Genomic DNA, 26,069 nt, shown 5'->3' with positions numbered 1-26,069 from the left:
TCTTAAGAAAATGCATAATCGTTCGTATGAAGTGTTTCTTTAATTCTTGTAAGTAAAACTTCTTTTAGAATCGGATGATAGCCTAGCGTATCACAGAGTACCACCTCTTGTTGTGACTGCTGCAGATAGCGGTTTATGGTCAGTTTCATTCCATTTATCAAAAGACCTGAAAACAATAGATAAGGTACTACAATTACTTGTGCGTATTTATCCCGGACGCACCATAAGGCTTCTTCAAAGCTTGGACTTGATCCAGTTAAAAAACAGGCTTGAATACTGGGAATACCAAAATGGCTCTGAACATTTGACGCAATCTTCTCCAGATCCCGCTTCACATCTCCATCTGTACTGCCTCTTCCTACCAGTAAAACTTGTGAATTTCCATTTATACTTATAGCACTATTCGTTATTTTCTCCCATAATAAATGAGGAATGGCTTCATGCACACCGAATGCACGGCCATAGATCACTTCTGTTTCAGGATATTTGGTTTGCAGATGCCGCAGTTCTTTTGGAATATCGATTTTTATATGGTTAGCTGATAATAAAAACACAGGAACAACGGAGATGCTCGTTGCTCCTTTTTGTATGCACGTATCAAATCCTTGAGCGATGGAAGGTTCAGACAGCTCTAAAAAACAAATTTCTTTAATCGGTACATCAACAGACGCCATGCAAAGTCTAACAAATTCTTCAGCTTCGATACGCCCCTTCCTAAGCCTTGTACCATGACAGATAAAGAGCAATGCTTTCATTTAACGAACACCACTTATGGCAGCAAGCTCAATCGGTTCTTCCTGCAGCTGTTCAAACCATTTAAGTTCATCTCGCAGACGTACCACTTCACCGACAATGATCATACTTGGGTTCTCTATTTCTTCTAAGCGAACAATCTCTACAATCGTTTCCAATGTACCTGTTACCGTTCGCTGATTTTCAAACGATCCCCATTGAACGAGCGCAACAGGAGTATTCATGCTCTTTCCGTGCTTTGTTAGCTGTTCGCAAATATAGGGAAGGTTGCCAACTCCCATATAGATCGCTAACGTATCGATTCCTTTAGCTAAACTGTCCCATTTTAACTCTTCTTCATCACCCTTTTTGCGATGTCCTGTTACAACAGCAAAACTTGAAGCGATGTTCCGATGTGTGACTGGAATACCAGCATACGCAGGTGCTGCAATTCCTGATGTAATCCCAGGAACCACCTCAAAGGCAATACGGTTCTTTGCAAGGGTTTCTGCTTCTTCACCGCCTCTGCCGAACACGAAAGGATCCCCGCCCTTAAGTCGGGTTACTACCTTTCCTTTTTGTGCATGTTTCACTAAGAAACTGTTGATCGTTTCTTGTTTCATAAAATGATAGTTTGGCAATTTACCGCAATAGATCAGATCACAATCCGGTTTAGCATATGAGAGAAGTTCCTTATTGACCAATCGATCATATAAAATCACATCGGCTTCTTGTATACAGCGCAAGCCTTTAACTGTTATAAGCCCTGGATCACCTGGGCCAGCTCCGACAAGATATACTTTTCCCATCATCATCACTCCTTAAGTATTTAATATCGTTTCCCGTTCAAAAAGGACAAACCCGTTTCCGCTTCGTATCTTTTTCTTTTCATAAAGAGAGATCTCATCCACGTCAGGCTGTTTTAAAAAGTACTTTTCCAGTTCAACCTCTACTAACTGAAACGCCTGTTCATCTGTAGAAGCAGCAACCACTACAGGAATTTCCTCTGATTGGGATATCACTTCAAAGCGGTATAAATACATAGCTTAAGCCTCCTTTTATGAAACCTTTTCTTCTAATTCGTCGGCAATTCGATCTAATTCTAATTGAAGCTGTTCAAGCCCTAGTCTGTTTATATAGTCAAAGAACGTTTCTGACGGCAGTTTTGTATCTTTAAAGAAGGTAAGGAAACGGAATAATACTTCAGCTAATAGGTCTCCATGAAACTTTCCTTTTAACTTTTCATTAAACTTTCCGCCATCATCAAGTGTCCCACCCACATAAATCTCGAATGCCTGCACCATCTTCTTGTCTTTGTTCTTTAATAGAACTCCTTGAAGCCCGATATCGGCAATTTGACGCTGACCGCAAGAATTAGGGCACCCGACCATATGGATTCTAACCGGTACATCTAGCGTTATACGCTGATCCAGATTTTCAGCAATCCTGCGCATCCGTTCTTTTGTTTCAACAAGGGCTAAGTTGCAATATTCAATACCGGTACAAGAAACAGAGTGCCCGATAAAAGAAAGAGGCTGAGTGGTAATACGTTTAAATAAGCTTTCTTGGAGGAGCGACTCAACATGTCGATTGTGAACATTTGGAATGATTAAGTTCTGTGAATTACACGTCCGAATTTCGCCATCTCCATATTTCTTCGCGATTTCTGCTAACTCTAACACTTCATCCGCATGGAGTCGTCCTACTGGCACGTTAAAGCCTACATAACTTAAACCTTCCTGCTTTTGCGGGTGTACACCATAGAAGTAACCGCCATTCCATTTTTTCAAGGCATCTTTACCTTTTGAAGGGAGTGGCCCTGTATATTCCAAGAGTTTTTCTTTGAACTTTTCTGGTCCCCAGTCTGCCATCAAGAATTTAAGACGTGCGAGGTGACGTTTTTCCCTGTAGCCATAGTCACGGAAAATCGTCGTGATCGCGATAGCGGCTTCTTTCACTTGATGTGGTTCGATAAAAACATCTAGCGGCTGTGCCAAGAATGGTCTTGAAGATAAACCTCCACCGATTTTAATATGAAAACCTGCGATTTCTTTATCATCGATCACTTTATAAGCTGGGGTAAAAGCCACACAGTTAATCTCAGCATGAGCGCTGTTATTCACGTTTGAACTAATGGACATCTTATATTTTCTCGGTAAGTTCGAGAAATCTTCATTATGCTGAAAGAACTCATATACTTCCTTTACGATTTGAGTTGTATCAAACAGTTCATGCGGGTCGATGCCTGCAATTGGGTTCCCAATAATGTTTCGTGTAATATCACCACATGCCCCAGCACTAGATAAACCAGCAGCTTCCAATCTTCGGAAAATATCCGGAATCTGTTCAATCGTCAGCCAGTGAAACTGAATGGCCTGACGCGTTGTGATATCGAACACATTTCTTCCGTAGTCTTTACAAATGTTTGCCAGAGTTATTACTTGCTCGTAGCTTAAAATACCTGAAGGAACATTTACCCTCATCATAAAATAACCGTCCTCTTTAGGGCGCTGCAGGTAAAGGCCCGCCCACTTAAAACTATCCCATTCTTCTTTTGGAATCGAGGAAAAGCCGTTTTGTGCGTAGATAGGGATATCATCAAATATTTTTAATCCGTCTTTCACAAGCTTTTTCTGTTCTGTTTTATTGATCTTCGGATTATCAGCCCACGCTTTTTCATATGCCATAAAATTTAATCTCCTTTATCCTGAACTAAATCAGTTTCCTGTTTTTCAAGTGATTTATGATAGTCTCAACACTCTCCATTACACTTTGTTCGTCTGTATGAATCGTAATATCAGGTGATACAGGCTCTTCGTAGGGAGAATCGATTCCAGTAAAATCCGGTATCTCACCTTTACGAGCTTTGCTGTACAAACCTTTTGGATCTCTTTTTTCACACTCTTCAATAGGACAAGATACAAAAATCTCGAAAAACTCTTCTTCTGAAACAATTTCCTTCGCCTTTTGTCGATCTTGTAAAAAAGGAGAGATAAAGGCAGTAAGTACAACTGTCCCGTTATCCACAAAAAGTTTAGAGACTTCTGAAATACGTCGAATGTTTTCAGTTCGATCGTTATCCGAAAATGAAAGATCTCGGTTTAACCCATTTCGAATGTTGTCCCCATCCAGGACATAGTTTCGGATGCTCCGTTCGTAAAGCTCTTTTGAAAGTGCATTGGCAATGGTGGATTTTCCTGATCCAGAAAGTCCTGTAAACCAAAGAACAAAACTGGAATGGTTGTTTTGCTTTCGTCTGTCTTCCTTGGTGATCGAACTATCGTGCCAGGTAATATTGTGCGGTTTGCTCATTTGAATCTCCCTTTAACTCGTTTTCTTCATGTTTTCTTAGTCCTTTTATTAAAACTTCTACAACTTCTTTGCGGCTGAACGTGCTAGGAGGTAATTCACCATTTCTTAAAAGTTGCCGTACTTTTGTTCCAGATAAAATTACATGATCTTCACTCGTATGTGGACACGTTTTAGAAGAAGTCATCCCTTCACACTTCTTGCAGTAGAAGCTATGTTCAAAGAAGAGCGTTGTTATCCCGATTTCATCAGCTGTAAACTGCGAGAAGATTTCTTGTGCTTCATAGGTTCCATAATAATTACCAACCCCAGCATGATCCCGGCCGACTATGAAATGTGTACAGCCGTAGTTTTTTCTCACAATGGCGTGAAAGATCGCCTCACGCGGTCCGGCATAGCGCATTGCTGCGGGAAAGACAGCCAGGAATACTCGATCAGCCGGATAATAGTTTTGTAGAAGGACATGATAGCTTTCCATCCGAACATCTGCTGGGATATCATCAGACTTTGTTTCACCAACAAGCGGGTTTAAAAAGAGACCATCCACTGTTTCAAGCGCTGTCTTTTGAATATATTCGTGTGCACGGTGAACAGGATTTCTTGTCTGGAAGCCTACTACGGTTTTCCAGCCTAAGTCTTTAAACCTTTTTCTCGTTTCAATAGGATCCAGATGATAGTCTATGAATGCTGTTTTGTCAGGGCGTCTAACAAGAGTGATGTCTCCCCCTACATAGACAGAAGGACGTTCGTACATTTTTTTTACACCAGGGTGATCGGAATCAGCCGTTTTATAAACTTTTTCTGCTTCTAATCGTTTATCAGGAGTATAAATATCTCCAACTTGTAAGATGCCGTATGTATCGCCATCATACGTTAGCCGTACCTGTTCTCCTGTACTCAATTTTTGTGCCGTTGCATGTGATACCGGTAATGTGATTGGCAGACTCCACACTGTTCCATCACTTAATCTGATCTCATTCAAGACACCTTGATAGTCTTGTTGATTTAGAAACCCTGTTATCGGGCTGTATGCTCCAATTCCGACCAATTCAAGGTCACTTAAAGCTGTTGCATCTAGAATTATTTCTTTTTTTATGTGCTGAAAAGATGTTTCAGGATGATAGCGATTGATCAAAATTCCACCATGAGGCTGTATGGTACTCATATTCGTTTCTCTCCTCTTCCATTTTTCTTATTCTCTCTACGGATTTTGATGCAGCCCGCATTCTAGTTTTCCAGTTCCCGACCATCGTCCAGAGCGAAGGTCATCTGCGTTTAACACAGTGTTCGTACATGGTGCGCACCCAATACTCGGATAGCCGTTATCATGAAGTTTGTTATAGGGCAGATCATACTTATGCGCATACCGCCAGATGTCTTTCCATGTCCAGTGAATGAGCGGACAGATCTTAATGCTCTTAAAACGCTCATCCCGGTTAACATATTGTGTATTTTGACGAGTAGGAGACTGTTCACGGCGCAGCCCAGATAGCCATGCCTTTACTCCGTTAAGCTCTTCTTCTAAAGGAATTACTTTCCTGATTCTGCAGCATTGGTTCGGATTCACTTTCCAGAGTTCCTCGCCATGTTTACCCGCTTGTTCTTCAAGAGTTAAAGCGGGAGTTTTCAACTTGATACGGAGTGTTGGATATTTTTTCTTTGCTGCTTCAATGACTTCATAGGTTTCTTTAAAATGAAGCTGCGTATCAAGAAATACAATTTGGGCATCAGCTTTTACTTGATGGACAAGGTCCACCAATACGCTTCCTTCAATACCAAAACTGCAGGCATAAACCAGATCGTCACCATATGTTTCATATGCCCACTTCAATACAGGCAGTGCACCTTTTGTAGGGTTAACAGGATCAAATTCATGGATTTCGTTGACCCATGTTTCATAAGTTAGCAACGTATAACCTCCTTTTAGCCAACAAAAAAGCGGCTTTAACGTTTTTAGGACTTTACCCCTTCGTTAAAACCGCCTCTAGTTTTCTAGTCAGCGAGCTATTTAATTCTTACTTTCTCGTTTTTTTCCAACTGAATCACTTTTCCATCTTGTACGATCAACGTGATTGATCCGAATTTGATACTGCTCAACATTTGTTGAAGCTGAGGAAGAAAATCGTATGCACTATTTTCTTTAGCCACTCCACTGCCTCCCTTTTTAAAAAAATATCTCTTTAAAAATAAAAAAACCTTCCCATTTCGGCAAGATAGTGGAGGTAAACGTATTACCTTATCTTCCAAAATGTAAAAACATTCTGCTGGAGTTAGCACCTTACGCTTCGCAGGTTGCCGGGTTTCATCGGGCCAGATCCCTTCACCACTCTTGATAAGAGTTTAATTTTTTAAAATCATAACACATCTGAAGTGGATATCAAGACCTATTTTTTTATTTTTCATTTTTTAAAAAAAATTCAAACTAACAGTTGACAATTTGTCTTTTGGGAACATATAGTAATAACTAAAATTTCATCCGCATCGCTGATCGGAAAAACCGAAGGCTCTTAACAACTTGTTAAGGGCCTTTTTATTTTGAGGAGGAATATGATGAAAAAGTTAATCGTTCTAGCTCTAATTGGACTTGTTGCTCAATTGATCGATGGATCCCTTGGAATGGCATATGGAGTTACGTCCACTTCATTGCTTTTAGTAGCAGGAATAGCACCAGCAGCTGCATCTGCATCTGTTCACTTAGCTGAAGTCGTAACTACTGCCGCATCAGGAATATCTCACATTAAGTTTGGAAACGTTGATCGGCAGGTTGTTCTTCGGCTAATACTTCCCGGATCGATCGGGGCTTTTGCAGGAGCGTGTTTTTTAAGCAGCCTTCCTGGAGATATTGTTAAACCTTATATATCCATCTTTCTCATTCTGCTCGGTATTTATATTCTATATCGTTTTCTGTTTAAGCTTGGAGAGAAACGGGCAGCAGCTAAACCCTTTACAAAAAAACAGCTTTTGCCGCTTGGCCTACTGGCGGGATTCTTGGATGCAACAGGAGGCGGCGGTTGGGGTCCAGTAACGACTCCTGTCTTAATGGCTAAGCAGGATATGAAAACAAGAAAAGTAATTGGCTCAGTAGATACAAGTGAATTTGCCGTAGCGGTCGCAGCTTCTATCGGTTTCTTTATCTCACTTGGCTGGGAACAGGTAGAATGGCTCTGGGTTGGTGCTTTGATGGCAGGTGGTGTAATTGCAGCTCCAATTGCGGCTTGGCTTGTTCGATTGATTCCTTCACATATCTTAGGTGTCCTAGTCGGTGGATTAATCATTCTAACAAATACTCGTACTCTGCTTCATACGGCTGGTTTGTCGTCTAACTTGATGTTCTCGATCTACTTTGTTCTTGTTTCTTTCTGGGCTGTCGGTATAATCTATGCTGTAAAAAGTGACCCGAAGAATAAAAATCCTAAATTTTTAAAAAATTCTGTTGACTATTGATAATGAGCTATGTATTATAAATCTTAATTCAATATTCAAATCTTCTTATCCAGAGAGGCGGAGGGACTGACCCTATGAAGCCCGGCAACCAGCGTACACGCATGGTGCTAATTTCAGCAGAACTGTTAACGTTCTGAAAGATGAGACTTCGATCGTGTGAAATCATCGGGACCTCTTCTTTTAGAAGAGGTCTTTTTTGTTGGATAAGTTGAATCTGAATCAAATTGGATGCAAAAAAAATCAATAACGTTGAGGAGAGATTTGAAAATGAGCGAACAAAACCAAAAAAGAGATTATGGATTCGAGACGATTTCACTGCATGAAGGTCAGAAGGTAGACCCTGCCACAGGAGCACGTGCGGTACCTATCTATCAGACAACGTCTTATCAGTTTAACAGCACGGAACATGCGGCTAACTTATTCGCGTTAAAAGAATTTGGGAACATCTATACACGTCTAATGAACCCGACACAGGATGCGTTTGAGCAAACGATCGCGAAATTAGAAGGCGGAGTTGGTGCCCTTGCCCTTGCATCAGGTCAGGCAGCTATCACTAATGCAATCTTTAATATTGCGGGGTCAGGCGATGAGATCGTAGCTTCTACTTCTCTTTATGGAGGAACGTATAATCTTTTCTCTGTAACACTTCCGAAACTCGGCATCCAAACACAATTTGCTGATATTGATAACCTTCAATCGTTTAAAGAGGCAATTACGGAAAAAACAAAAGCGGTATACATCGAGACGATCGGAAATCCGAAGATTGATGTGGCAGATATACAGGCAATCGCAGATATCGCACATGAAGCTGGTGTTCCGCTGATTGTAGATAACACACTTGCTACTCCTTACCTCTGTCGTCCGATCGAGCATGGTGCCGATATTGTCGTTCATTCTGCTACAAAGTTTATAGGCGGTCACGGAACATCTGTTGGCGGTGTTATCGTTGATTCTGGAAAATTTGATTGGAATAACGGAAAATTCCCTGGTCTTACGGAACCAGATCCAAGCTACAAAGGAATCGTATATACAGAAGCATTTGGTACGCTTGCTTATATCTTAAAAGCTCGCGTTCAGCTGCTTCGTGACTTAGGATCTTCCATTTCCCCTTTTAACTCGTTCTTGTTCATTCAAGGATTAGAAACACTTGCGTTGCGCGTCGAACGACACGTTGAGAACACATTAAAAGTAGCGAAGTTCTTAGAAAACCATCCCTCAGTGGATTGGGTGAACTATGCAGGTCTTCCAAGCAGCCCTTATTATGAATTGGCACAAAAATATTTGCCTAAAGGTGCAGGTGCAATCCTTACTTTCGGTGTGAAAGGCGGCATTGAAGAAGGTAAGAAATTGATTGAAAATGTAAGCATTTTCTCTCACCTGGCTAACGTTGGAGATTCAAAATCATTGATTATCCATCCAGCCAGCACTACACATCAGCAGTTGTCTGAGGAAGAACAAAGAAAATCTGGCGTTACACCTGAATTAATCCGTCTATCCGTTGGTATAGAAACAGTAGACGATCTAATCTATGACCTGGATCATGCATTAAAAGCGATCGCACTTTCTCCAAGTGGATTGTAAAGAAGAAAAATTGGGGGCTGACTTAAAGTATACACTTTAAGCAGCTTCTTTTTTATGTGAAAACTTTATTTTGCGGTACGTGTCTTTTATTTTTTTTCATGTTTACCCCGAAATCATTTGTCCCACCCCTCTCCGACAGATTAACACTCACATCCAAACCTATTAACGCCCAAATAGAAACTGTTTATATACCCAAGAATACTTCTATTGATACGTACTATCCGTTTCCTTCTCCATATAGTCCACGCAATCTTTGTCTTTGAAAGAAGTAATGGAAGAAAATTCATTTTGTAAAGCGCTTGCATTTTAAAACCACTGTACTATAATAACTTGTATACAAGTATACTCGTATTTATGAAGGAGGTTATTTTTTGAAGGAACCTACAGATTCTCTTTATCCCGAAAAATGGCTTTCCAAGGCTTCGGCTGGCGAACGTGTTACATGCGAACTTAGAATGCGGATTATTTCTGGTCTGATTGAAAGCGGTACCATCCTTTCCGAAAATAAATTAGCAGCAGAATACAATGTTAGCCGTTCACCGATAAGAGAAGCTTTGAGGGTATTGGCGAACGAAAATCTTATTCGATTAGAACGAATGGGTGCTATAGTCATTGGCATTAAAGAGAAAGAAGTTGAAGAAATTTACGATGTACGTCTTCTTATTGAGACTTTCGTATTCGAACGTCTTGTAAAAATAGACACTGCAGATCTTGTGAGAGAACTTAATAAGATCTTAGAAATGATGCAGATTGCGATTAAGTACAAGGATGCAGACGAGTTTGCTTATCAGGATGTTCTATTCCATGAGACCATCATTCGGGCAATCGATCATTCGTATATCTCAATGATTTGGAACAATACAAAACCTGTAATGGAAAGTTTCATTCTTTTATCAATGCGCATGCATTTCAACGAAAAGTACGATGATATCTCGCGTATTGTTAATAACCACAAACTGTATATTGATGCCATTAAAACAAAAGACAGAGAAATCATGATTCAGTCCTTACATCAAAACTTTGATGATGTACAAGGAAAAGTAGATGACCTTTGGATGTCGCAACGAATGCTATCCAAAGCATGGGGGCAAGAAAAGGAGTAATGACAATGGTAGATATCGACGAAACAGCAAGAAAGAAAACCAGTTATATGATAGGAGTCGACATCGGAACAACCAGTACAAAAGCTGTTCTTTTCAATGAATCTGGAAAAGTCATTCAGCAAGAGAATATTGGATACCCTCTTCATACACCTGACATATCAACAGCTGTTCAAGATCCAGAGGAAATTTTCCAGACTGTTCTGCAAGCCCTTACAAATTTAATAAAACGATCAAACTGCCAAAAAGACGCGATTGCTTTTGTTTCATTCAGCAGCGCGATGCACAGTGTTATAGCGATGGATGAAAACGATCAACCTCTCACACCTTGCATCACCTGGGCAGATAATCGAAGTGAGGCTTGGGCTCGCAAAATAAAAGAAGAGCTGAACGGGCATGAAGTTTATATGCGAACAGGAACCCCTATTCATCCGATGAGTCCGTTAAGCAAAATCACTTGGCTTGTAAATGAATATCCGGAGATTGCATCCAAAACAAAAAAATATATAGGGATTAAAGAGTACATCTTTAAAAAGTTCTTTGATCAATATGTGATTGACCATTCCCTAGCTTCAGCTACAGGACTGATGAATCTTAAGGATCTAGCTTGGGATGAAGAAGCATTAACGATTGCAGGAATTTCACGTGATCAGTTACCTGTCCTAGTCCCAACAACTTCTATTTTTAAAGATTGTCAAACCGATTTGGCCAAGCAGATCGGAATTGATACACAAACACCATTTGTTATCGGTGCAAGTGATGGGGTGTTATCGAATTTAGGTGTTGATGCCATCGGAAAAGGTGAAATTGCGGTAACTATCGGGACAAGCGGTGCGATTCGCACAATCATAGATAAGCCGCAAACCGATGAAAAAGGAAGAATCTTCTGTTACGCATTAACAGAAAACCATTGGGTTATCGGAGGTCCAGTCAATAATGGAGGCGTAGTACTCCGCTGGATCAGAGATGAATTTGCCGCATCTGAACTTGAAACCGCAAAGCGCTTAGGAATTGACCCTTATGAAATTCTAACCAAGATAGCAGAGCGAGTTAGACCAGGTGCTGATGGATTGCTTTTCCACCCTTATCTTGCAGGTGAACGTGCTCCATTATGGAACTCGGATGTACGAGGCTCCTTTTTTGGTCTAACGTTGTCACACAAGAAAGAGCATATGATCCGAGCAGCCTTGGAAGGTGTCATCTACAATCTGTACACGGTGTTCTTAGCACTCGTTGAATGTATGGATGAACCGGTAAGCCGGATTCAAGCTACGGGTGGCTTTGCGCGGTCGGAAATTTGGCGCCAGATGATGTCAGATATTTTTGATACAGAAGTCGTTGTTCCTGAAGTTTATGAAAGTTCGTGTCTAGGCGCTTGTATTTTAGGTCTATATGCTACAGGAAAAATTGATTCATTTGAAGTAGCATCAAAAATGATCGGCAGCACATATAAGCACACACCTAAGAAAGACGCGGTAAACGAATATAGAGAATTATTGCCGATCTTTATCAGTTTGTCTAGAAAACTTGAAGAGGATTACTTACGTATTGCAGCTTACCAAAGAAGCTTAAGCAATAGATAAATAAACATTTAGGGGGATTATCATCATGCCATTATTTATTGTCGCATGTGGAATTGTAGCTTTATTAATATTAATCATGTTTTTGAAACTAAACACATTTGTTTCCTTGATCATTGTTTCATTCGGTGTTGCTTTAGCACTTGGGATGCCTTTAGGTGAGATCGTTAAATCAATTGAAGCAGGATTGGGCGGAACACTCGGTCACTTAGCGCTTATCTTTGGTCTTGGTGCCATGTTAGGAAAGTTGATCGCAGATGCCGGTGGTGCTCAGCGTATAGCCATCACACTCATTGAGAAGTTTGGAGAAAAGAGAATTCAATGGGCAATCGTTGTCGCTTCATTTATTATCGGTGTTGCCCTATTCTTTGAAGTAGGTTTAGTTCTATTAATTCCAATCGTATTTGCGATTTCTAAACAATTAAAAGTTTCTATTCTTTATCTTGGTATTCCAATGGCAGCAGCATTGTCCGTAACACACGGTTTCTTGCCTCCGCACCCAGGACCAACCGTAATTGCTGGTGAATTCGGTGCAAATATTGGTGAAGTTCTGCTTTATGGTTTCATCATCGCGATTCCAACGGTTATTTTAGCTGGACCCCTTTTCACAAAGATCGCAAAGAAACTCGTGCCCGAATCATTTACAAAAACAGGAAACATCGCTTCATTAGGTGAACAAAAAGTATTCAAGCTAGAAGATACACCTTCATTTGGCATCTCAGTATTTACAGCAATGCTTCCAGTCATTTTAATGTCTATTGCAACAGTTATTACTTTAGTTCAAAACACAATGGGTATTGAAGATAATAAGACTCTTGAAATTATCCGTTTTGTTGGTGATGCATCTACTTCCATGCTGATTTCTTTACTTGTTGCCATCTACACAATGGGTATCGCAAGAAATATTCCGATCAAAACGGTAATGGATTCTTGTACTACAGCGATTACACACATCGGTATGATGCTTCTAATTATTGGAGGCGGCGGTGCTTTCAAACAAGTGCTAATCAACGGCGGCGTTGGTGACTATGTTGCTGAATTGTTTAAAGGAACTTCTTTTTCACCGATCTTACTTGCTTGGATCATCGCAGCCATCCTGCGTATCTCTTTAGGATCTGCAACTGTCGCGGCTTTAACAACAGCTGGTCTAGTTATTCCATTGCTTGGCCAAACAGATGTTAACTTAGCTTTAGTTGTTCTTGCAACAGGTGCAGGTAGTTTGATTGCATCACATGTTAATGATGCTGGTTTCTGGATGTTTAAAGAGTATTTCGGTCTGACGATGAAAGAAACATTTGCAACATGGACATTGCTTGAAACGATTATCTCCGTTGCTGGATTAGGATTTATCTTATTACTAAGTTTGTTTGTATAAATGATGATAAAAGGCCCTATCAGACATTCTGATGGGGCTTTTTTATGAAGCAAGTCTTAAATTACTGTACATATTTTAAAGAAGATGTCACTACCATCTCCTGCCTAAAAGCATATTTGCTACTGTTTTAGATTGATGTTAAATTTCTTCAAAAGGTCTTTAAATGCAGGCCTTTCATTTCCGTCTCTTCCCACAACATGTGTAGCAGTGACCAACGAATTGAGAACAGATTCCTCAACCGCTTCCCCTACGGCACGAAAAACGGTATCCATATCTTCCTCGTGAATGGTAGGTATTGTTAAGCAGTCTGCGGACTTTTCATGTGGAATTTTAGTAGCGGTTGAAAAACCGATGATCACTTCCCCGCTTCCATGCGTGATGATTGATCCTGTTCGGGACAATCCTGCAACAGACCTCTTAATCATACGATTGAGCTGGCGTTCAGAAACTGGAAGATCCGTTGCTACTATTACAATTACAGAGCCTTTATCCTTTTCCTCCCAAGACTTAAGAAGCGCTTCTTTCAACTCTTGTCCAATTGCCCTGCCGTTAATCATAAGATCACTTAAAATACCAAAATTCGATAACACGAGGACCCCGACGGTATATTTACCATGTTCCAATTGAATACGTCTAGAAGAGGTGCCGATCCCACCCTTCAAGGAATAACAAAGCATACCTGTACCCGCACCAACACTGCCTTCCAAGAATTCTGTTGAGGCATTTTGTAAAGCTTCAAATACATGCTCTTTCTTTACGTATTGAGCCCGCACATCGTTAAGCAGCATGTCATTACATTCTCCAACGATCGGATTTACAGTTCCGGTCGATCTGCCGATTTCGGGATTTTTCTCAAGCATATACTGAATTAATGCATCTGAGACAGTTCCTATACTAAGTGTATTCGTTAGAAGGATCGGAGTTTCTAACACACCTAGCTCTTGCATCTGAATGGTTCCCATTGTTTTTCCAAACCCGTTAATTACATGACTCGACGCGATCAATTTTTCTTTAAACATATTGCCTTGATGAGGAATAATAGCCGTTACACCTGTCTGCATATCTCCTTGACTCAGAGTTACATGACCCACAGTAACGCCCTCAACATCTGTAATTGCGTTATAAAAACCTGTTTCAAGTCGCCCTATATTCACTTCATAGTCACGTAATCTTTTTTGATTATACATAGGAAAGCACCCTTCACTCTTTTTATGATATCTTTTATTGTAGCATGTTTAGTTACATGTTGAAGTGAAGTCATCCTCCTATTGATTAAATCATTTCTCGGTTTGTCACAGGACAAACGCTTATATTAACAGTGTCCAAGTTTTTGCTTAATATTTATATTGAAAAAACCCAATTCATCTGAATTGGGTTTCCTGCTAGTTGTCCTTTAATTCCTATTCTTCTCCAACCGTCATTTGAAGAACTTTTAACCCTGTTCCCATATCGGAAGCATATACATAGTCACCAGCTACATCTACACCCCAAATATTTGATTTTTCAGGAATATATTTACCGATTTCAACCGGTTTACTAGGGTCGGAAATATCTACTGAGCGCACACCTCCACCATAGTGTGAAAGGTATAGCGTATTGCCTTGTACTTTGGGATCATGGACTGTATTTGCAAATGTCACACCATATTGAACATCATCGACAAGCTCTGTTTTGAACTCGCTTAATAGTTTAGGATTTGTCTTATCTTTAATATCAAAAATTCGTGTATAGCCGTATGAATGTTCATAGCCAGGTTTTGTAGGATTATAAACTTCACGCGTTTCGATCAGTACGTTTCCACCCTTTGCAAGTGCTGCCGAGTGAGCTGATCCTTGTTGATTAGCGTTGAATGTTGTTCTCCCTAAATAAGTCGGGTTCTCTGGATTGTTCATATCTAATACAATTGTACCGAGGTCCCAGAAAGAGAGATAAGCCGTAGTTCCATTTACGTCAGCCATTGTACTGTGGTTGAATACAGCACGGTTTTTGCCGTTTGAGTCTTTCCAATTATATCCGTCAAAATCCTCCGGTACTTCAGGCAAGATACGCGGATCGAATTGATAGATCGTTTGAGGTGAAGATGGATTGCTGACATCAACAATCTGGAAGTCCTTTTCTTCTCCATGTGTGTAATAATCTGCGTACGGATTTGCCGTCAGAACTAGCGGTCTACCACCCTGTACCGTTAAATACAGCTCATGCGTACCTGTAACTCGCTTATCAAGCTCCCAGAATCCAAGCTTTTTCGGCTGATATGGATTCGTTACATCATATAATAAGAACCCGCCTACTGATCCTTCTGCATTACGGTTAAGTTGCTGTACACTTACAACAGCAAGGTCCCCTTTAAAATGTTCTGTATTTACACGCTTTACGATTACTTTTTCCTGCCATGTTCCTCGGATATCATCGGCAAACGCTGCAACTTCTTTAGGATTAGACGGGTCTTTTAGATCCCAGACACGTACGCCTCCTTCACCGCCGCTCTTCGTATGTGTTCCTGTGTAGGCAAAACCTTTATGTACATAAACATCTGCTGTGCTATTCTGCTTGCCGTTTTTTTCTTTAATTTGTACAGCCGCTACCTCTTTCCAATTAAAACTCTCAGACCCCTCAATGGTAGATTCGATTGCTTCATATCCAGGTCCTGTACCCTTTTCGATGATATCTGATCCCAATTCATCATGAGCCAAAACAAATGAGCCGATACTGCCAAGACTTAATGCCATTGCAAGACTTAGACTTGTTACAAATTTTCTGTTCATATGTACCTCCCAGTGATTTTAGTCCACTACTGAATTAAATTATTTCAAAATTCAGTAAATTAACCTAGTGTCAAAGGAAGGATTTTACAATTTAAATTTACTTTTAAATATAAGCATAAAGTTACAGCTATGTGTTTAGGAGGATGCATAAAGAACTAAATTTCACCAAAAGCGGCAAATGCTAAATAGATTGCAATGGACCAGATCAGGATAGCTGATACTTTATTAATAAGACTTAAGATGGTTCCAGTGGTATCTATTTTTCCAATTGTTCTCCCTGCTAAGGCAAGACCAATAAACCAGATCCATGATACAAAGATGCAAGAAAGTGTGAACATCAGCTTTTCTGTTCCTGTATAGGCAATAGAACTAGTACCGATGACTCCTATTGTATCCAAAATAGCATGCGGGTTTAAAAGAGAGACAGTTGCAGCAAATATGACCTGTTGTCTAGGCGGCATGGCACCTTGCGATGTTTCCTTGTGGGAATTGCTAGACCAGATCGACCATCCCATATACAATAAAAATAGAATACCAATGATCATTATCAAAAGTTTCAGTGTGCCAAATGCTGTAATAATGGCAGATACTCCTGTGACAGCTAATACAATAAGAAGAGTGTCACACAAACCAGCCGTAAATACCGCCGGGAGACTTCGCCAGAATGCTGGCTGCTGTGCCCCCTGGTTAAAGATAAAGATGTTTTGTACTCCTAACGGCAAAATAAGACCAAACGCTAGAACGATTCCATGAAATAACGCGTTATCCAACTCAAAATCAACTCCTTATAAGGTGGAGGTACTACCATGTATACGAGTGAAATACGAAAGAAGAATCATGACCGAAAAAATGTGAATACTACACTCAGTAAGTCACTGTACGAAGAGATAAAGTTCTTAGCTAAAAAGCTTGATAAACCAGCAAATGAACTCATCGAAGAAGGCATGGTACATATATTAAATCAGTACAAAAATAAAAAACTTTAGTTATTCACTTTTTTCTTGAATAATTTACCACATTCTAAACTAGAACTCTACTGAAATAAAAAAGAGGCTTATAGGAAGCCTGTAGAAAAAGTGGCAGACGTAAAATATTAGGAGCAAACCAAAAGAGACTTTAACAAAGTCTCTTTTTTAAGTTTACATAATATTATTATCGTAAATCACTATCAATTTTTCCAGTTTTCATTAATAAACGTATCTCTTCCAGAAGTTTTACGTTCTTCTTTATAAGCTTCTGGATTCTTTTTATAGAAATCCTGGTGATATTCTTCAGCCAGGTAAAAATCACTTGCCGGTAAAATTTCTGTCACGATCGGCTTGCTAAAACGCCCGTTCTCTTCTAGCTCTTTGCGTGAATTCTCTGCTAACTCTTTTTGTTCATACGTATGATAAAAGATTGCTGTGCGGTATTGACTGCCGCGGTCAATAAACTGTCCCCCATCATCTGTGGGGTCAATTTGCGGCCAATACAAATCTAATAACTTTTGATATGGAAATACTTCTGGGTCATACGTAATCTGAACCGCTTCACGATGTCCTGTTTCACCCGTTTTGATCTGTTCATAAGTTGGATTCTCTACGTCTCCACCCGTATATCCTGATATGATCCCATGGATGCCAGGCAGTTCATCAAACGGTTTAACCATGCACCAAAAACAGCCGCCTGCGAATGTGGCTAATTCTTTCTTGTTCAAAATACATTCCTCCTATGACAAAAACAACACTGTTACAGAGATTCTAACCTGAATTTAATAAAATTAACAGTGATTCACCTTCTTTGATCATAGGATAACCATTTCTCCTCATACACTGTAATCACTATGAATAAAGAGCGGTGATCAATATGGACATGCGGAGATTGGAAAAAGAAATTTATAGACGTTGCAATGAACTGCTCACCCTGCAAAAACCTGACGGGACTTGGCGTTTTTGCTTTGAAAACTCTGTACTCACCGATGCGTGCATGCTTATCATGTTCAGAACAATTGAATATAGAAATGAGAAATTAATTAAACGGATCACTGACAGAATTCTTTCTCGGCAATCAGAGGACGGATTATGGCGTGTCTATCCAGACGAGGAACCCGCTAACCTTTCTGCAGCCATACAAGCCTATACGGCTCTTCTATATTCCCAACACTATAAACCAAATGATGACAGGCTTAAGTCCGCTAAGCTATTTATTATCCAAAACGGCGGTTTAAAGAAAGCTAACCTTCTTACTAAAGTATTTCTTGCAATGAACGGACTGTATGAGTGGCAGGATATTCCTATCGATCCCGCTATCCTTTTTTCCTTGCCGCTAACCTCTCCCATTAATAAGTACGATATCAGCAGCTATGCAAGAGCACATTTTGCACCTGTTCTTTTAATGGTTGATGAAAAAAAGAAGCTGACATCCAGATATACGCCAGACCTCTCAGATCTCTATCTGAATGAGGATGAAGGTTCTCATTTGGAGGAATGGTTCAACTTGTTTTCTATGTTAAACGTCAGAGATTCTTACCTTCAAACAAAGAAAGAAAACATATTGTCATATATTCAAAATCACATTGAGCCCGATGGTACCCTTTTAAGCTATAGCTTAACAACGATCTTTATGATTTACGGACTGCTTACATCGGGCTATGATCGTCATTCAACCATTATCCAAAATGCGTTAAGCGGCTTATTAAACATGTTTTGTGAGGTGGATGAAACATTGCATTTGCAAAATTCTCCATCCACTATCTGGGACACATCTCTTATTTTATATACGTTGCTGGAAGCAGGAGTTCCAATCAATAATCCTTCCATAATAAAAGGAGCTCAGTTTCTATTAACACAGCAACATACGAAATACGGGGATTGGTCTGTCCATAATCCAGATATTGCTCCAGGAGGCTGGGGGTTCTCCATTGGCAACACACAGCATCCAGACATTGATGATACGCAGGCTGCACTTCGACCGATAGCGCATTTTTATATAACTAATTCGCGTTATCAAACTAGCTATGATCGTGGTCTTAACTGGTTATTGTCCATGCAAAATGATGATGGCGGTTGGGCAGCTTTTGAGAAGAATACCAACCGATACTTGATTGGCAGTCTGCCTATTAACCACGCAAAAGATGCATTGATTGATCCCTCAACTCCTGACATAACAGGAAGAACATTAGAGTTTTTAGCCAAATTCCATGGCTTAAAACAGGATCATCCGTCTATAAAAAAAGCCGTAAATTGGCTATGGGCAAATCAAGAGCAAAATGGTTCATGGTATGGCCGCTGGGGCGTTTGTTATATATACGGGACATGGGCTGCTGTTACAGGATTGATGGCATGTAATGCTGGTCCACAGAATAAAAGAATACGAAAAGCCAAACAGTGGTTATTGGAAGTGCAAAATGAAGATGGTGGCTGGGGAGAATCGTGTGAAAGTGACAAAAAGAAACGATTTGTAGGATTAACGAAAAGTACTCCTTCTCAAACAGCATGGGCATTAAATGCACTTACTGTAATTTCTGATAAACCAACACCTCAAATGGAACGAGCAGCTGAATGGCTTATGAACAACAAAAAAACCGACTACCCAACGGGAGCCGGTCTGCCTGGATCATTTTATATTCGTTATCATAGCTATGATTATATTTGGCCGTTATTAGGATTAGCAAACTACTATAAAAAATTCTTTTAAGAATCTCTGAATTAACTATAGGACAGTTCTTTAGTGCTAAGCCCAAGCGTCTTTGCTGTTGAAGAATGGATTTCTAGGAAAAGCTCAGGGTTTGCCTCTAATGAGACACCAAAAGAAGGAATCATTTCTTTTATTTTTGGTTCCCACTCAAACATATGCTGTGGGAAGCATTTTTCTAGTACCTCAAGCATAACGTGAACGGCAGTAGAAGCACCGGGAGACGCACCGAGCAATGCAGCTATCGAACCATCAGCGGCACTGACCACTTCCGTACCAAATTGAAGTGTTCCTTTTCCTGCATCCGTATCTTTAATAACTTGTACACGTTGGCCTGCTACCACTATATCCCAATCTTCACTCTTTGCGTTCGGAATAAACTCACGTAACTCTTCTATACGCTTTTCATTCGATAACAGTACTTGCTGGATCAGGTATTTTGTCAATGCCATCTCTTTTGCGCCTGCTGCCAGCATTGTCATGACATTATTTGGTTTTACAGAACCTATCAAATCAAGGTTTGAACCCGTTTTTAAAAACTTTGGTGAGAAGCCGGCAAACGGTCCAAACAGCAAAGATTTTTTGTTGTCGATATATCGTGTGTCAAGATGCGGAACAGACATTGGAGGAGCACCAACCTTAGCCTTACCGTATACTTTTGCATGATGCTGCTCAATAACTTCTGGATTGTTACATACCAAAAATAGTCCGCTTACCGGAAATCCTCCAATGTGTTTTGACTCAGGAATACCGGTTTTTTGCAGAATAGGCAAGCTTGCTCCCCCAGCCCCGATAAAGACGAATTTTGCAGTATGGCATTCGATTTTACCGCTATTGATATCATGCACTTTCACTTCCCACAAGCCGTCGCTGGTACGTTTAATATCCTTAACACTATGCTTGTAGTTGATCTCGACGTTCTCATTCTTTAAGTGGTCAAACAACATGCGGGTTAATGCACCAAAGTTGACATCCGTTCCCGAATCGATTTTTGTTGCCGCAATTGGTTCATTTAATGTACGTCCTTCCATGATAAGCGGAAGCCATTCTATCAGTTTCTCAGGGTCGTCGGAAAATTCCATCCCCTGAAACAGGGGATTTTTTGAAAGCGCTTTAAAACGATTTTTCAAAAAGACCACATTTTCCTCCCCTTGTACCAAACTCATATGGGGTATTGGCATGATAAAGTCTTGCGGATTACGAATCAGATTGCTGTTTACCAGATAAGACCAAAACTGCATTGAAAGTTGAAACTGTTCATTAATTTTTATAGCTTTGCTTATATCGATAGATCCGTCTGGTTTTTCACTAGTATAGTTTAGCTCGCATAGCGCAGCATGCCCCGTACCCGCATTATTCCATTCGTTAGAGCTTTCTTCTCCTGCGTTTGCGAGTTTCTCAAACACTTTAATTTCCCATTCCGGTGCTAGCGCTTTCAACAATGATCCCAGAGTCGCGCTCATAACTCCGGCACCAATCAAAATAACATCTGTTTTTTTCTCTTTGTTGCTCATGATAACCTTCCTTATTCCCTATATTTGCAAAAACGAGTAGACACTTTTGCTTAGGTGTCAAAAAAGCAAGGCGCTCCCGAGGAACACACCTTTTCTATATCAATGATATACATTCTATATTCCATTATAATGTTTTACACATTAAAATATCTACCATTCTCTGAAATTATAAACGATTTATATTTGGTGAAAAAGTAAGAAACACGTCCACAAAACCCTAGGAACACACATAAACCAAGACTTTAATTCACTTCATGCAAGGGTTAAGGCTTTGATTTGACGTATACCTACCCGCTCTAATTTTTCCGTTCTTATGTTACTGTTCATCTTAATTCATTCTAAATCTCATCCTATCTAATAACTTGAAACCACGGAGTATATATTTGAAAGGTTACTCGGTTCTTATGTACATAAAAAAATCGTCTAGTAGCCTAGACGACATCATATCAGTTTATTCTGCTTCGTTTGTTCTGTCTCTAGTCTCTCAACAATCCTTCTTTTTTGATAAAGCATCGTCCCTGACTCAGCAAGATCATTGATCATCGAACGGTTTGCAAATGCTCCAAAAAGGATACCAGCTATCGGAACCATCTGAAAAAGTTTCTTCCATCCGAATGATTCGGTAAACGTTAATGTTACTTCCCTCCAGCCTTGAATCTGAGAAATAACCTCTTTTGACTTCTGCTCGTTATGATTGATCCCAGCAAGCTCGTTTAAAATGGCCTCTTTCCCTACATAATCTGACGTTGAGAACTGCAGACATTTTAAAATATATACTCTTTCCTGCTTATCTTTCGGATCGTATCCATGAATGATTGCGATCTCTTGAAGGGTTTTAAGTGAAATCGCAAGGATAGCAGGTATATCGATAGCAAGAGTAAAAATCCCTCCAATTCCTGTACTTGCTCCTTGGAGAGTTGCTGCACTTTTTCTTTTTTCAGTCAGTGCCAATGAAGCCTTCTTCATTTCCCCGATCGGAACTTCTTGAAAATCAGATAACTCTTGAATAGTTCGTCCTGTTTTCTTTTCAAAAAACTGGAAGACAGACTTTTCATTTGATAGATATTGCCCTCCGTTTTGAATATAGCCCCCGATCTCATCGAGCAGTGTACCAATCTTTGTCTGAATAAATTTTGGTGTTACTTTATCAAGCAGCTTAAATGGAAGCCTCGTAATCCGTTCCCAGAACCATAATCCTTTTTGATCCTTTTCCCATTTCTCAATCTCATTTAGTTCACGTAACAAATATTCTTTCGTTTCCATATCTTTTCATCCATTCTTATAGTTTCATACATCTATGTACGATTCACTTGTGCTATAAGTTTCATTTCATAGAAAAACCGCCTAGGATAAATCCTAGACGATTTACTCAATTCTCTTTTATTGTTCTAAAACTTTCAATGACTCTCGAATAAATGCTGGAATATCGTCTGGCTGACGGCTTGTGACTAAGTTGCCGCCACATACGACAACTTCTTCATCTTTTACCGTTGCCCCTGCGTTCTTTAAGTCAACATGAATGGATTTGTATCCGGTAATGTTTCTGCCCTGTAAGACTTCTGCAGAGATCAGCAGCTGCGGGCCGTGACAAATTGCGACGACCGGCTTGCCTTCATCTGCAAAATGCCTTGTGAATTGAACGAACTTGTCATCGCCCCGTAAAATATCAGGTGAAAATCCGCCTGGAATAAAAAGTGCGTCAAAGTCTTCTGGTGAAACTTCTGATATGGATGCATTCGTCGTCACTTGAGCTTCTTTTTGTTTTCCTTCGAGAGTCGCTCCTTTTTCTGAGCCGACCACGGTTACCTCATGGCCTGCCTCTCTAAACGCTTTTGCCGGTTCTGTATATTCCACATCTTCAAACATGTTTGCTAATACCGTTGCAATTTTAGCCATTCTTAACCACTCCTCTTTTTGTGTATACAATGGTTGTATTACCATTGAGAAAGGAGTTTAAACCCCAAATTTAGCTTGTACCGTCTAAAATAATGAAACGATATAGGTATTAATCATCAAGACAGCAGCTAGTAAACTGATGATCGCTGCCATGTTATTCTCTGTTTTCGAACCAGTTTTTGTATAAAACGGTAACCGAAATCGTATGGGAAGAGGGTAAAGAATCTGAACTCCTCTTGAAGTAGCTGCGTCAAGCAAAATATGTGAGATCACCCCAACGACTAGACCCATGCTAAAACTGTCTTCATACCTCCAGTCGATCCATTGCGGCAGCATCATCACAAGTAGAATCATGATCCAGCTATGCGTAATGGTTCGGTGACCAAAGGTTTTGGATATCGTTTTTGAAAGAACGCTAGTCTTCTTTCCTATATAAGACCCTGGGTGACAGAGATCTGGCAGCAGACTTCCCAGCACAGCTGCCCCAAAAAAGGTCAGTTCATGCTGAAGCGTTTCTGGTGGCAGGTCTGTCATAGTCTTGTAGAGCGCACCAGCTGCTACTCCGCCGATTAGATGTGTGTTGCTTTTCATGGTAGGTATCTCTCTTTTCTAGTTGTGACTTACCTTATGTAAAAAGAAAAAGAGCAGCAAGCGCTACTCTTTAGTTTGTTCGGTTGAGATAAATGTTTTAATTCGTGTAATTGGTCCTGTCTCTCCCGTATCTACAACGAACGAACCGTTGTTGTATCGGTCAGCTGGTTTATAGCTTTGTGCTGAAACGGTTTCTTCTTTGCCTGATTCCGTTTCGAGAACAAACTGAGTTTCGTCTTCACTTACCAGTTTCATACCGACGATTCGGTGTGGATTAGATTTTAATTCTCTTACCATCACGAGTCCTCGTTTTGCTCGTGATGATTTATCGAATTCAGATACCTTCATCTTTTTCAATGCACCGCGCTGTGTCGCGATAATCACTTGTGCTTTTTCTGGTTCCTCTGAAAGCGCAAAACCGCTCACAACGTGATCACCAGCTTTTAAGTTGATCCCTTTTACACCAGACGCTCTTTGGCCGACGATTGAGATCTCTTCTTCAGCGAACCATAATCCCAAACCAAAGTGTGTGGTGATAAAGACGTCTTGCTTTCCGTTCGTCAACGAAACGTCAACCACTTCATCTTCTGCTTTTAACTTCACAGCCATCAATGGACGATTGTAGCGTGATGCTTTGTAAGACTTGAGTTCGGTTTTCTTCGCCATACCTTGCTTCGTAAAGAAGATGAGGTACTGATCTTCTGCAAATTCTTTAATGGGATAAGCCTTTATCAGTTTCTCATCTTTATCCAGTCCAACGAGACTCGCTAAATGCTGCCCCATGTCCTTCCAGCGGATCTCTGGCATCTCATACACGGGGAGATAGATATAGTTTCCTTTGTTCGTAAACATCAGGAGCGTTTCAGTTGTGTTCAGCTGTTGAGCGAGCAGCAATGAATCCGTATCCTTCATGCCAGGAGGTTCACCGTTTGATGCACTGTAGGAGCGTACGCTTGATCGTTTCACATATCCATCTTCCGTAACGGTCACCATTACGTCTTCAGACGGAATCATCACTTCCATGTCGATCTTGATCTCTTCTATTTCCGCTTCGATCACCGTGCGGCGAGGATCAGCATATTTCTTCTGGACCTCAGCCAGCTCTTTTTTGATCACATTAAACAGTTTCTTTTCACTATCTAGGATCGAACGCAGATGCGTAATTTTCTTAGCCAATTCTTCTGCTTCAGATTGAAGCGTCGTAATATCAGTGTTCGTTAAACGATATAGCTGCAACGTAACGATCGCTTCAGCTTGCGGTTCTGAAAACTGAAACTTTTCGATGATGTTGTCTTTGGCGTTTCGTTTATCTTTTGAAGCTCGTATTGTTTCGATCACTTCGTCCAGGATTGAAATAGCTTTGATCAAACCTTCAACGATGTGTGAACGCTCTTCTGCTTTTCTCAAGTCATGAGCAGTACGGCGTGTAACCACTTCTTTTTGATGCTGAATATAAGAATGCAGAATGGCTTTTAAGCCCATCAACTTCGGTGTTTTGTTATGAATCGCAACCATGTTGTAGTTGTACGAGACTTGAAGATCGGTATTCTTGAAGAAAAAGTTTAAGATTCCTTCTGCGTTTCCGTCTTTTCGAAGCTCAATTACGATTCGAAGTCCTGTACGGTCTGTCTCATCGCGAATCTCAGCAATTCCGTCTACCTTTTTATCCAACCGAAGCTCGTCCATGCGTTTAACGAGGTTCGCTTTGTTTACTTCAAAAGGAACCTCTGTGATGACAATTTGCTGACGTCCGCCTTTTAAGTTCTCGATCTCTGTTTTAGCTCGAATCACAAAACGTCCTTTACCTGTTTCGAACGCCTTTTTTATTCCATCCAGTCCTTGGACGATTCCGCCTGTCGGGAAATCTGGTCCTTTGATGACCGTCATTAATTCATCAAGTAAAACATCCGGGTTATCGATCTGCATCGTAACCGCATCTATCACTTCACCGAGATGATGTGGCGGAATATCTGTCGCATAACCAGCAGAGATCCCCGTTGAACCATTTACAAGTAGGTTTGGGTATCGGCTTGGCAACACCACTGGTTCTTCTGTTGTATCATCAAAGTTCGGTGCGAACTCAACTGTCTCTTTATCGATGTCGCGCAAAAGTTCTGACGCGATCGCGGACAGCCTTGCTTCTGTATAACGCATAGCAGCGGCAGGGTCCCCGTCGATGCTACCGTTGTTACCGTGCATCTGGATCAGGACGTTTCTCACTTTCCAGTCCTGGCTCATACGAACCATCGCTTCGTAAACGGAAGAGTCACCATGCGGGTGATAGTTACCGATTACGTTACCGACCGTCTTAGCTGATTTTCTGTATGGTTTGTCGTTCGTGTTTCCTTCCGCGAACATCGCGTATAAAATACGGCGCTGAACGGGTTTCAGGCCATCTCTTGCATCAGGTAATGCACGCTCCTGAATGATGTATTTACTGTATCTTCCGAAGCGGTCGCCGATTACGTCTTCTAACGGCAGCTCTCTAAATTTCTCAAGCAGTGACAATC

Annotated in this window: 24 protein-coding genes and 2 riboswitches; of the genes, 7 read left to right on the top strand and 17 right to left on the bottom strand. The window is 40.6% G+C overall.

Annotation, left to right across the window (positions count from 1 at the left end; genetic code table 11):
* Positions 1-2 precede the first annotated feature (2 nt).
* From IEV52_RS09120 to IEV52_RS09085, 8 genes are all read right to left on the bottom strand, one after another.
* Positions 3-755 carry a sirohydrochlorin chelatase gene (locus tag IEV52_RS09120; protein ID WP_188402131.1) on the bottom strand — a complete coding sequence of 251 codons (753 nt, stop codon included), beginning with the start codon at positions 753-755 and terminating at the stop codon, positions 3-5.
* Complete coding sequence (cobA, locus tag IEV52_RS09115) at positions 756-1,541, bottom strand: uroporphyrinogen-III C-methyltransferase (RefSeq protein WP_188402130.1); 786 nt, start codon at positions 1,539-1,541, stop codon at positions 756-758. It lies immediately after the preceding gene.
* A gap of 12 nt (positions 1,542-1,553) precedes the next feature.
* The gene (locus IEV52_RS09110) at positions 1,554-1,775 is read right to left on the bottom strand and encodes a DUF3906 family protein (RefSeq protein WP_188402129.1); all 222 of its coding nucleotides are present in this window, start codon (positions 1,773-1,775) and stop codon (positions 1,554-1,556) included.
* Between the two features lie 15 nt (positions 1,776-1,790).
* Positions 1,791-3,419 (bottom strand): nitrite/sulfite reductase, encoded by a 1,629-nt coding sequence (locus IEV52_RS09105; protein ID WP_188402128.1) that lies wholly within the window; start codon positions 3,417-3,419, stop codon positions 1,791-1,793.
* A gap of 25 nt (positions 3,420-3,444) precedes the next feature.
* Positions 3,445-4,044, bottom strand: a complete 600-nt coding sequence (cysC, locus tag IEV52_RS09100; RefSeq protein ID WP_188402127.1) for an adenylyl-sulfate kinase — start codon at positions 4,042-4,044, stop codon at positions 3,445-3,447.
* Positions 4,010-5,206 (bottom strand): sulfate adenylyltransferase, encoded by a 1,197-nt coding sequence (gene sat / locus IEV52_RS09095; RefSeq protein WP_188402126.1) that lies wholly within the window; start codon positions 5,204-5,206, stop codon positions 4,010-4,012. The genes cysC and sat overlap by 35 nt, the downstream gene beginning before the upstream one ends.
* Before the next feature lie 36 nt (positions 5,207-5,242).
* Positions 5,243-5,950, bottom strand: a complete 708-nt coding sequence (locus tag IEV52_RS09090) for a phosphoadenylyl-sulfate reductase (protein ID WP_188402125.1) — start codon at positions 5,948-5,950, stop codon at positions 5,243-5,245.
* 95 nt (positions 5,951-6,045) lie between these two features.
* Positions 6,046-6,189, bottom strand: a complete 144-nt coding sequence (locus IEV52_RS09085) for a YezD family protein (RefSeq protein ID WP_229754220.1) — start codon at positions 6,187-6,189, stop codon at positions 6,046-6,048.
* Between the two features lie 85 nt (positions 6,190-6,274).
* Positions 6,275-6,380, bottom strand: a riboswitch (SAM riboswitch).
* Positions 6,381-6,591: 211 nt separating this feature from the next.
* Between IEV52_RS09085 and IEV52_RS09080 the strand changes: the two genes are divergently transcribed.
* The 5 genes from IEV52_RS09080 to IEV52_RS09060 all read left to right on the top strand — a co-directional run bounded on the left by IEV52_RS09080 (position 6,592) and on the right by IEV52_RS09060 (position 13,121).
* Positions 6,592-7,485, top strand: coding sequence for a sulfite exporter TauE/SafE family protein (locus tag IEV52_RS09080; RefSeq protein ID WP_188402124.1), 894 nt, complete (start codon positions 6,592-6,594; stop codon positions 7,483-7,485).
* Between the two features lie 42 nt (positions 7,486-7,527).
* A riboswitch (SAM riboswitch) is annotated at positions 7,528-7,632 on the top strand.
* Positions 7,633-7,752: 120 nt separating this feature from the next.
* Entirely contained in the window at positions 7,753-9,066 is a 1,314-nt protein-coding gene (locus IEV52_RS09075; protein WP_188402123.1) for a homocysteine synthase, read from the top strand.
* 371 nt (positions 9,067-9,437) lie between these two features.
* Entirely contained in the window at positions 9,438-10,169 is a 732-nt protein-coding gene (locus IEV52_RS09070; protein ID WP_188402122.1) for a GntR family transcriptional regulator, read from the top strand.
* A 47-nt stretch (positions 10,170-10,216) separates the two neighbouring features.
* Entirely contained in the window at positions 10,217-11,749 is a 1,533-nt protein-coding gene (gntK, locus tag IEV52_RS09065) for a gluconokinase (protein WP_188402306.1), read from the top strand.
* A gap of 25 nt (positions 11,750-11,774) precedes the next feature.
* A complete protein-coding gene (locus IEV52_RS09060) occupies positions 11,775-13,121 on the top strand; it encodes a GntP family permease (RefSeq protein ID WP_188402121.1) in 1,347 nt (448 codons plus the stop codon).
* 119 nt (positions 13,122-13,240) lie between these two features.
* Here IEV52_RS09060 and IEV52_RS09055 read toward each other — a convergent pair whose 3' ends face one another.
* From IEV52_RS09055 to IEV52_RS09045, 3 genes are all read right to left on the bottom strand, one after another.
* Positions 13,241-14,308 carry a DmpA family aminopeptidase gene (locus IEV52_RS09055; RefSeq protein ID WP_188402120.1) on the bottom strand — a complete coding sequence of 356 codons (1,068 nt, stop codon included), beginning with the start codon at positions 14,306-14,308 and terminating at the stop codon, positions 13,241-13,243.
* 213 nt (positions 14,309-14,521) lie between these two features.
* Complete coding sequence (locus IEV52_RS09050; RefSeq protein WP_188402119.1) at positions 14,522-15,886, bottom strand: LVIVD repeat-containing protein; 1,365 nt, start codon at positions 15,884-15,886, stop codon at positions 14,522-14,524.
* Positions 15,887-16,041: 155 nt separating this feature from the next.
* The gene (locus IEV52_RS09045; protein ID WP_188402118.1) at positions 16,042-16,656 is read right to left on the bottom strand and encodes a LysE/ArgO family amino acid transporter; all 615 of its coding nucleotides are present in this window, start codon (positions 16,654-16,656) and stop codon (positions 16,042-16,044) included.
* 36 nt (positions 16,657-16,692) lie between these two features.
* On the opposite strand from IEV52_RS09045, the gene IEV52_RS09040 reads away from it, so the two are divergent.
* Positions 16,693-16,872: a hypothetical protein gene (locus tag IEV52_RS09040; RefSeq protein ID WP_188402117.1), complete on the top strand. Its 180-nt coding sequence runs from the start codon at positions 16,693-16,695 to the stop codon at positions 16,870-16,872.
* Positions 16,873-17,054: 182 nt separating this feature from the next.
* Here the strand turns inward: IEV52_RS09040 and msrA are convergent, their stop codons facing one another.
* Positions 17,055-17,582, bottom strand: coding sequence for a peptide-methionine (S)-S-oxide reductase MsrA (gene msrA, locus IEV52_RS09035; RefSeq protein WP_188402116.1), 528 nt, complete (start codon positions 17,580-17,582; stop codon positions 17,055-17,057).
* A gap of 155 nt (positions 17,583-17,737) precedes the next feature.
* Here msrA and IEV52_RS09030 point away from each other — a divergent pair, with 155 nt between their 5' ends.
* A complete protein-coding gene (locus IEV52_RS09030) occupies positions 17,738-19,561 on the top strand; it encodes a terpene cyclase/mutase family protein (RefSeq protein WP_373869410.1) in 1,824 nt (607 codons plus the stop codon).
* An 11-nt stretch (positions 19,562-19,572) separates the two neighbouring features.
* Here the strand turns inward: IEV52_RS09030 and IEV52_RS09025 are convergent, their stop codons facing one another.
* The 5 genes from IEV52_RS09025 to parC form a co-directional block, all read right to left on the bottom strand.
* Positions 19,573-21,072: a malate:quinone oxidoreductase gene (locus IEV52_RS09025; RefSeq protein WP_188402114.1), complete on the bottom strand. Its 1,500-nt coding sequence runs from the start codon at positions 21,070-21,072 to the stop codon at positions 19,573-19,575.
* Between the two features lie 441 nt (positions 21,073-21,513).
* Positions 21,514-22,335: an EcsC family protein gene (locus tag IEV52_RS09020; RefSeq protein ID WP_188402113.1), complete on the bottom strand. Its 822-nt coding sequence runs from the start codon at positions 22,333-22,335 to the stop codon at positions 21,514-21,516.
* A 117-nt stretch (positions 22,336-22,452) separates the two neighbouring features.
* Positions 22,453-22,968 (bottom strand): type 1 glutamine amidotransferase domain-containing protein, encoded by a 516-nt coding sequence (locus IEV52_RS09015; RefSeq protein ID WP_188402112.1) that lies wholly within the window; start codon positions 22,966-22,968, stop codon positions 22,453-22,455.
* Positions 22,969-23,052: 84 nt separating this feature from the next.
* Positions 23,053-23,559: a metal-dependent hydrolase gene (locus IEV52_RS09010; RefSeq protein WP_188402111.1), complete on the bottom strand. Its 507-nt coding sequence runs from the start codon at positions 23,557-23,559 to the stop codon at positions 23,053-23,055.
* Positions 23,560-23,622: 63 nt separating this feature from the next.
* Positions 23,623-26,067 carry a DNA topoisomerase IV subunit A gene (parC, locus tag IEV52_RS09005; RefSeq protein WP_188402110.1) on the bottom strand — a complete coding sequence of 815 codons (2,445 nt, stop codon included), beginning with the start codon at positions 26,065-26,067 and terminating at the stop codon, positions 23,623-23,625.
* Between the last annotated feature and the right edge of the window lie 2 nt (positions 26,068-26,069).

Origin of the sequence: Fictibacillus barbaricus (assembly GCF_014635025.1) — a bacterium.
Classification (GTDB): Bacteria; Bacillota; Bacilli; order Bacillales; family Fictibacillaceae; genus Fictibacillus; species Fictibacillus barbaricus.
This window is presented reverse-complemented; position numbering and strand designations above follow the sequence as displayed.

What these genes read in the sequence shown, in the direction of transcription:
- IEV52_RS09040 (WP_188402117.1), top strand. Translation starts at nt 16,693, where the DNA reads ATGTATACGAGTGAAATACGAAAGAAGAATCATGACCGAAAAAATGTG.
- IEV52_RS09025 (WP_188402114.1), bottom strand. Translation starts at nt 21,072, where the DNA reads ATGAGCAACAAAGAGAAAAAAACAGATGTTATTTTGATTGGTGCCGGA.
- IEV52_RS09020 (WP_188402113.1), bottom strand. Translation starts at nt 22,335, where the DNA reads ATGGAAACGAAAGAATATTTGTTACGTGAACTAAATGAGATTGAGAAA.
- IEV52_RS09120 (WP_188402131.1), bottom strand. Translation starts at nt 755, where the DNA reads ATGAAAGCATTGCTCTTTATCTGTCATGGTACAAGGCTTAGGAAGGGG.
- gntK (WP_188402306.1), top strand. Translation starts at nt 10,217, where the DNA reads ATGATAGGAGTCGACATCGGAACAACCAGTACAAAAGCTGTTCTTTTC.
- IEV52_RS09080 (WP_188402124.1), top strand. Translation starts at nt 6,592, where the DNA reads ATGAAAAAGTTAATCGTTCTAGCTCTAATTGGACTTGTTGCTCAATTG.
- IEV52_RS09055 (WP_188402120.1), bottom strand. Translation starts at nt 14,308, where the DNA reads ATGTATAATCAAAAAAGATTACGTGACTATGAAGTGAATATAGGGCGA.
- cobA (WP_188402130.1), bottom strand. Translation starts at nt 1,541, where the DNA reads ATGGGAAAAGTATATCTTGTCGGAGCTGGCCCAGGTGATCCAGGGCTT.
- sat (WP_188402126.1), bottom strand. Translation starts at nt 5,206, where the DNA reads ATGAGTACCATACAGCCTCATGGTGGAATTTTGATCAATCGCTATCAT.
- IEV52_RS09075 (WP_188402123.1), top strand. Translation starts at nt 7,753, where the DNA reads ATGAGCGAACAAAACCAAAAAAGAGATTATGGATTCGAGACGATTTCA.
- IEV52_RS09010 (WP_188402111.1), bottom strand. Translation starts at nt 23,559, where the DNA reads ATGAAAAGCAACACACATCTAATCGGCGGAGTAGCAGCTGGTGCGCTC.
- IEV52_RS09050 (WP_188402119.1), bottom strand. Translation starts at nt 15,886, where the DNA reads ATGAACAGAAAATTTGTAACAAGTCTAAGTCTTGCAATGGCATTAAGT.
- IEV52_RS09060 (WP_188402121.1), top strand. Translation starts at nt 11,775, where the DNA reads ATGCCATTATTTATTGTCGCATGTGGAATTGTAGCTTTATTAATATTA.
- IEV52_RS09105 (WP_188402128.1), bottom strand. Translation starts at nt 3,419, where the DNA reads ATGGCATATGAAAAAGCGTGGGCTGATAATCCGAAGATCAATAAAACA.
- IEV52_RS09110 (WP_188402129.1), bottom strand. Translation starts at nt 1,775, where the DNA reads ATGTATTTATACCGCTTTGAAGTGATATCCCAATCAGAGGAAATTCCT.
- cysC (WP_188402127.1), bottom strand. Translation starts at nt 4,044, where the DNA reads ATGAGCAAACCGCACAATATTACCTGGCACGATAGTTCGATCACCAAG.
- IEV52_RS09015 (WP_188402112.1), bottom strand. Translation starts at nt 22,968, where the DNA reads ATGGCTAAAATTGCAACGGTATTAGCAAACATGTTTGAAGATGTGGAA.
- IEV52_RS09030 (WP_373869410.1), top strand. Translation starts at nt 17,738, where the DNA reads ATGCGGAGATTGGAAAAAGAAATTTATAGACGTTGCAATGAACTGCTC.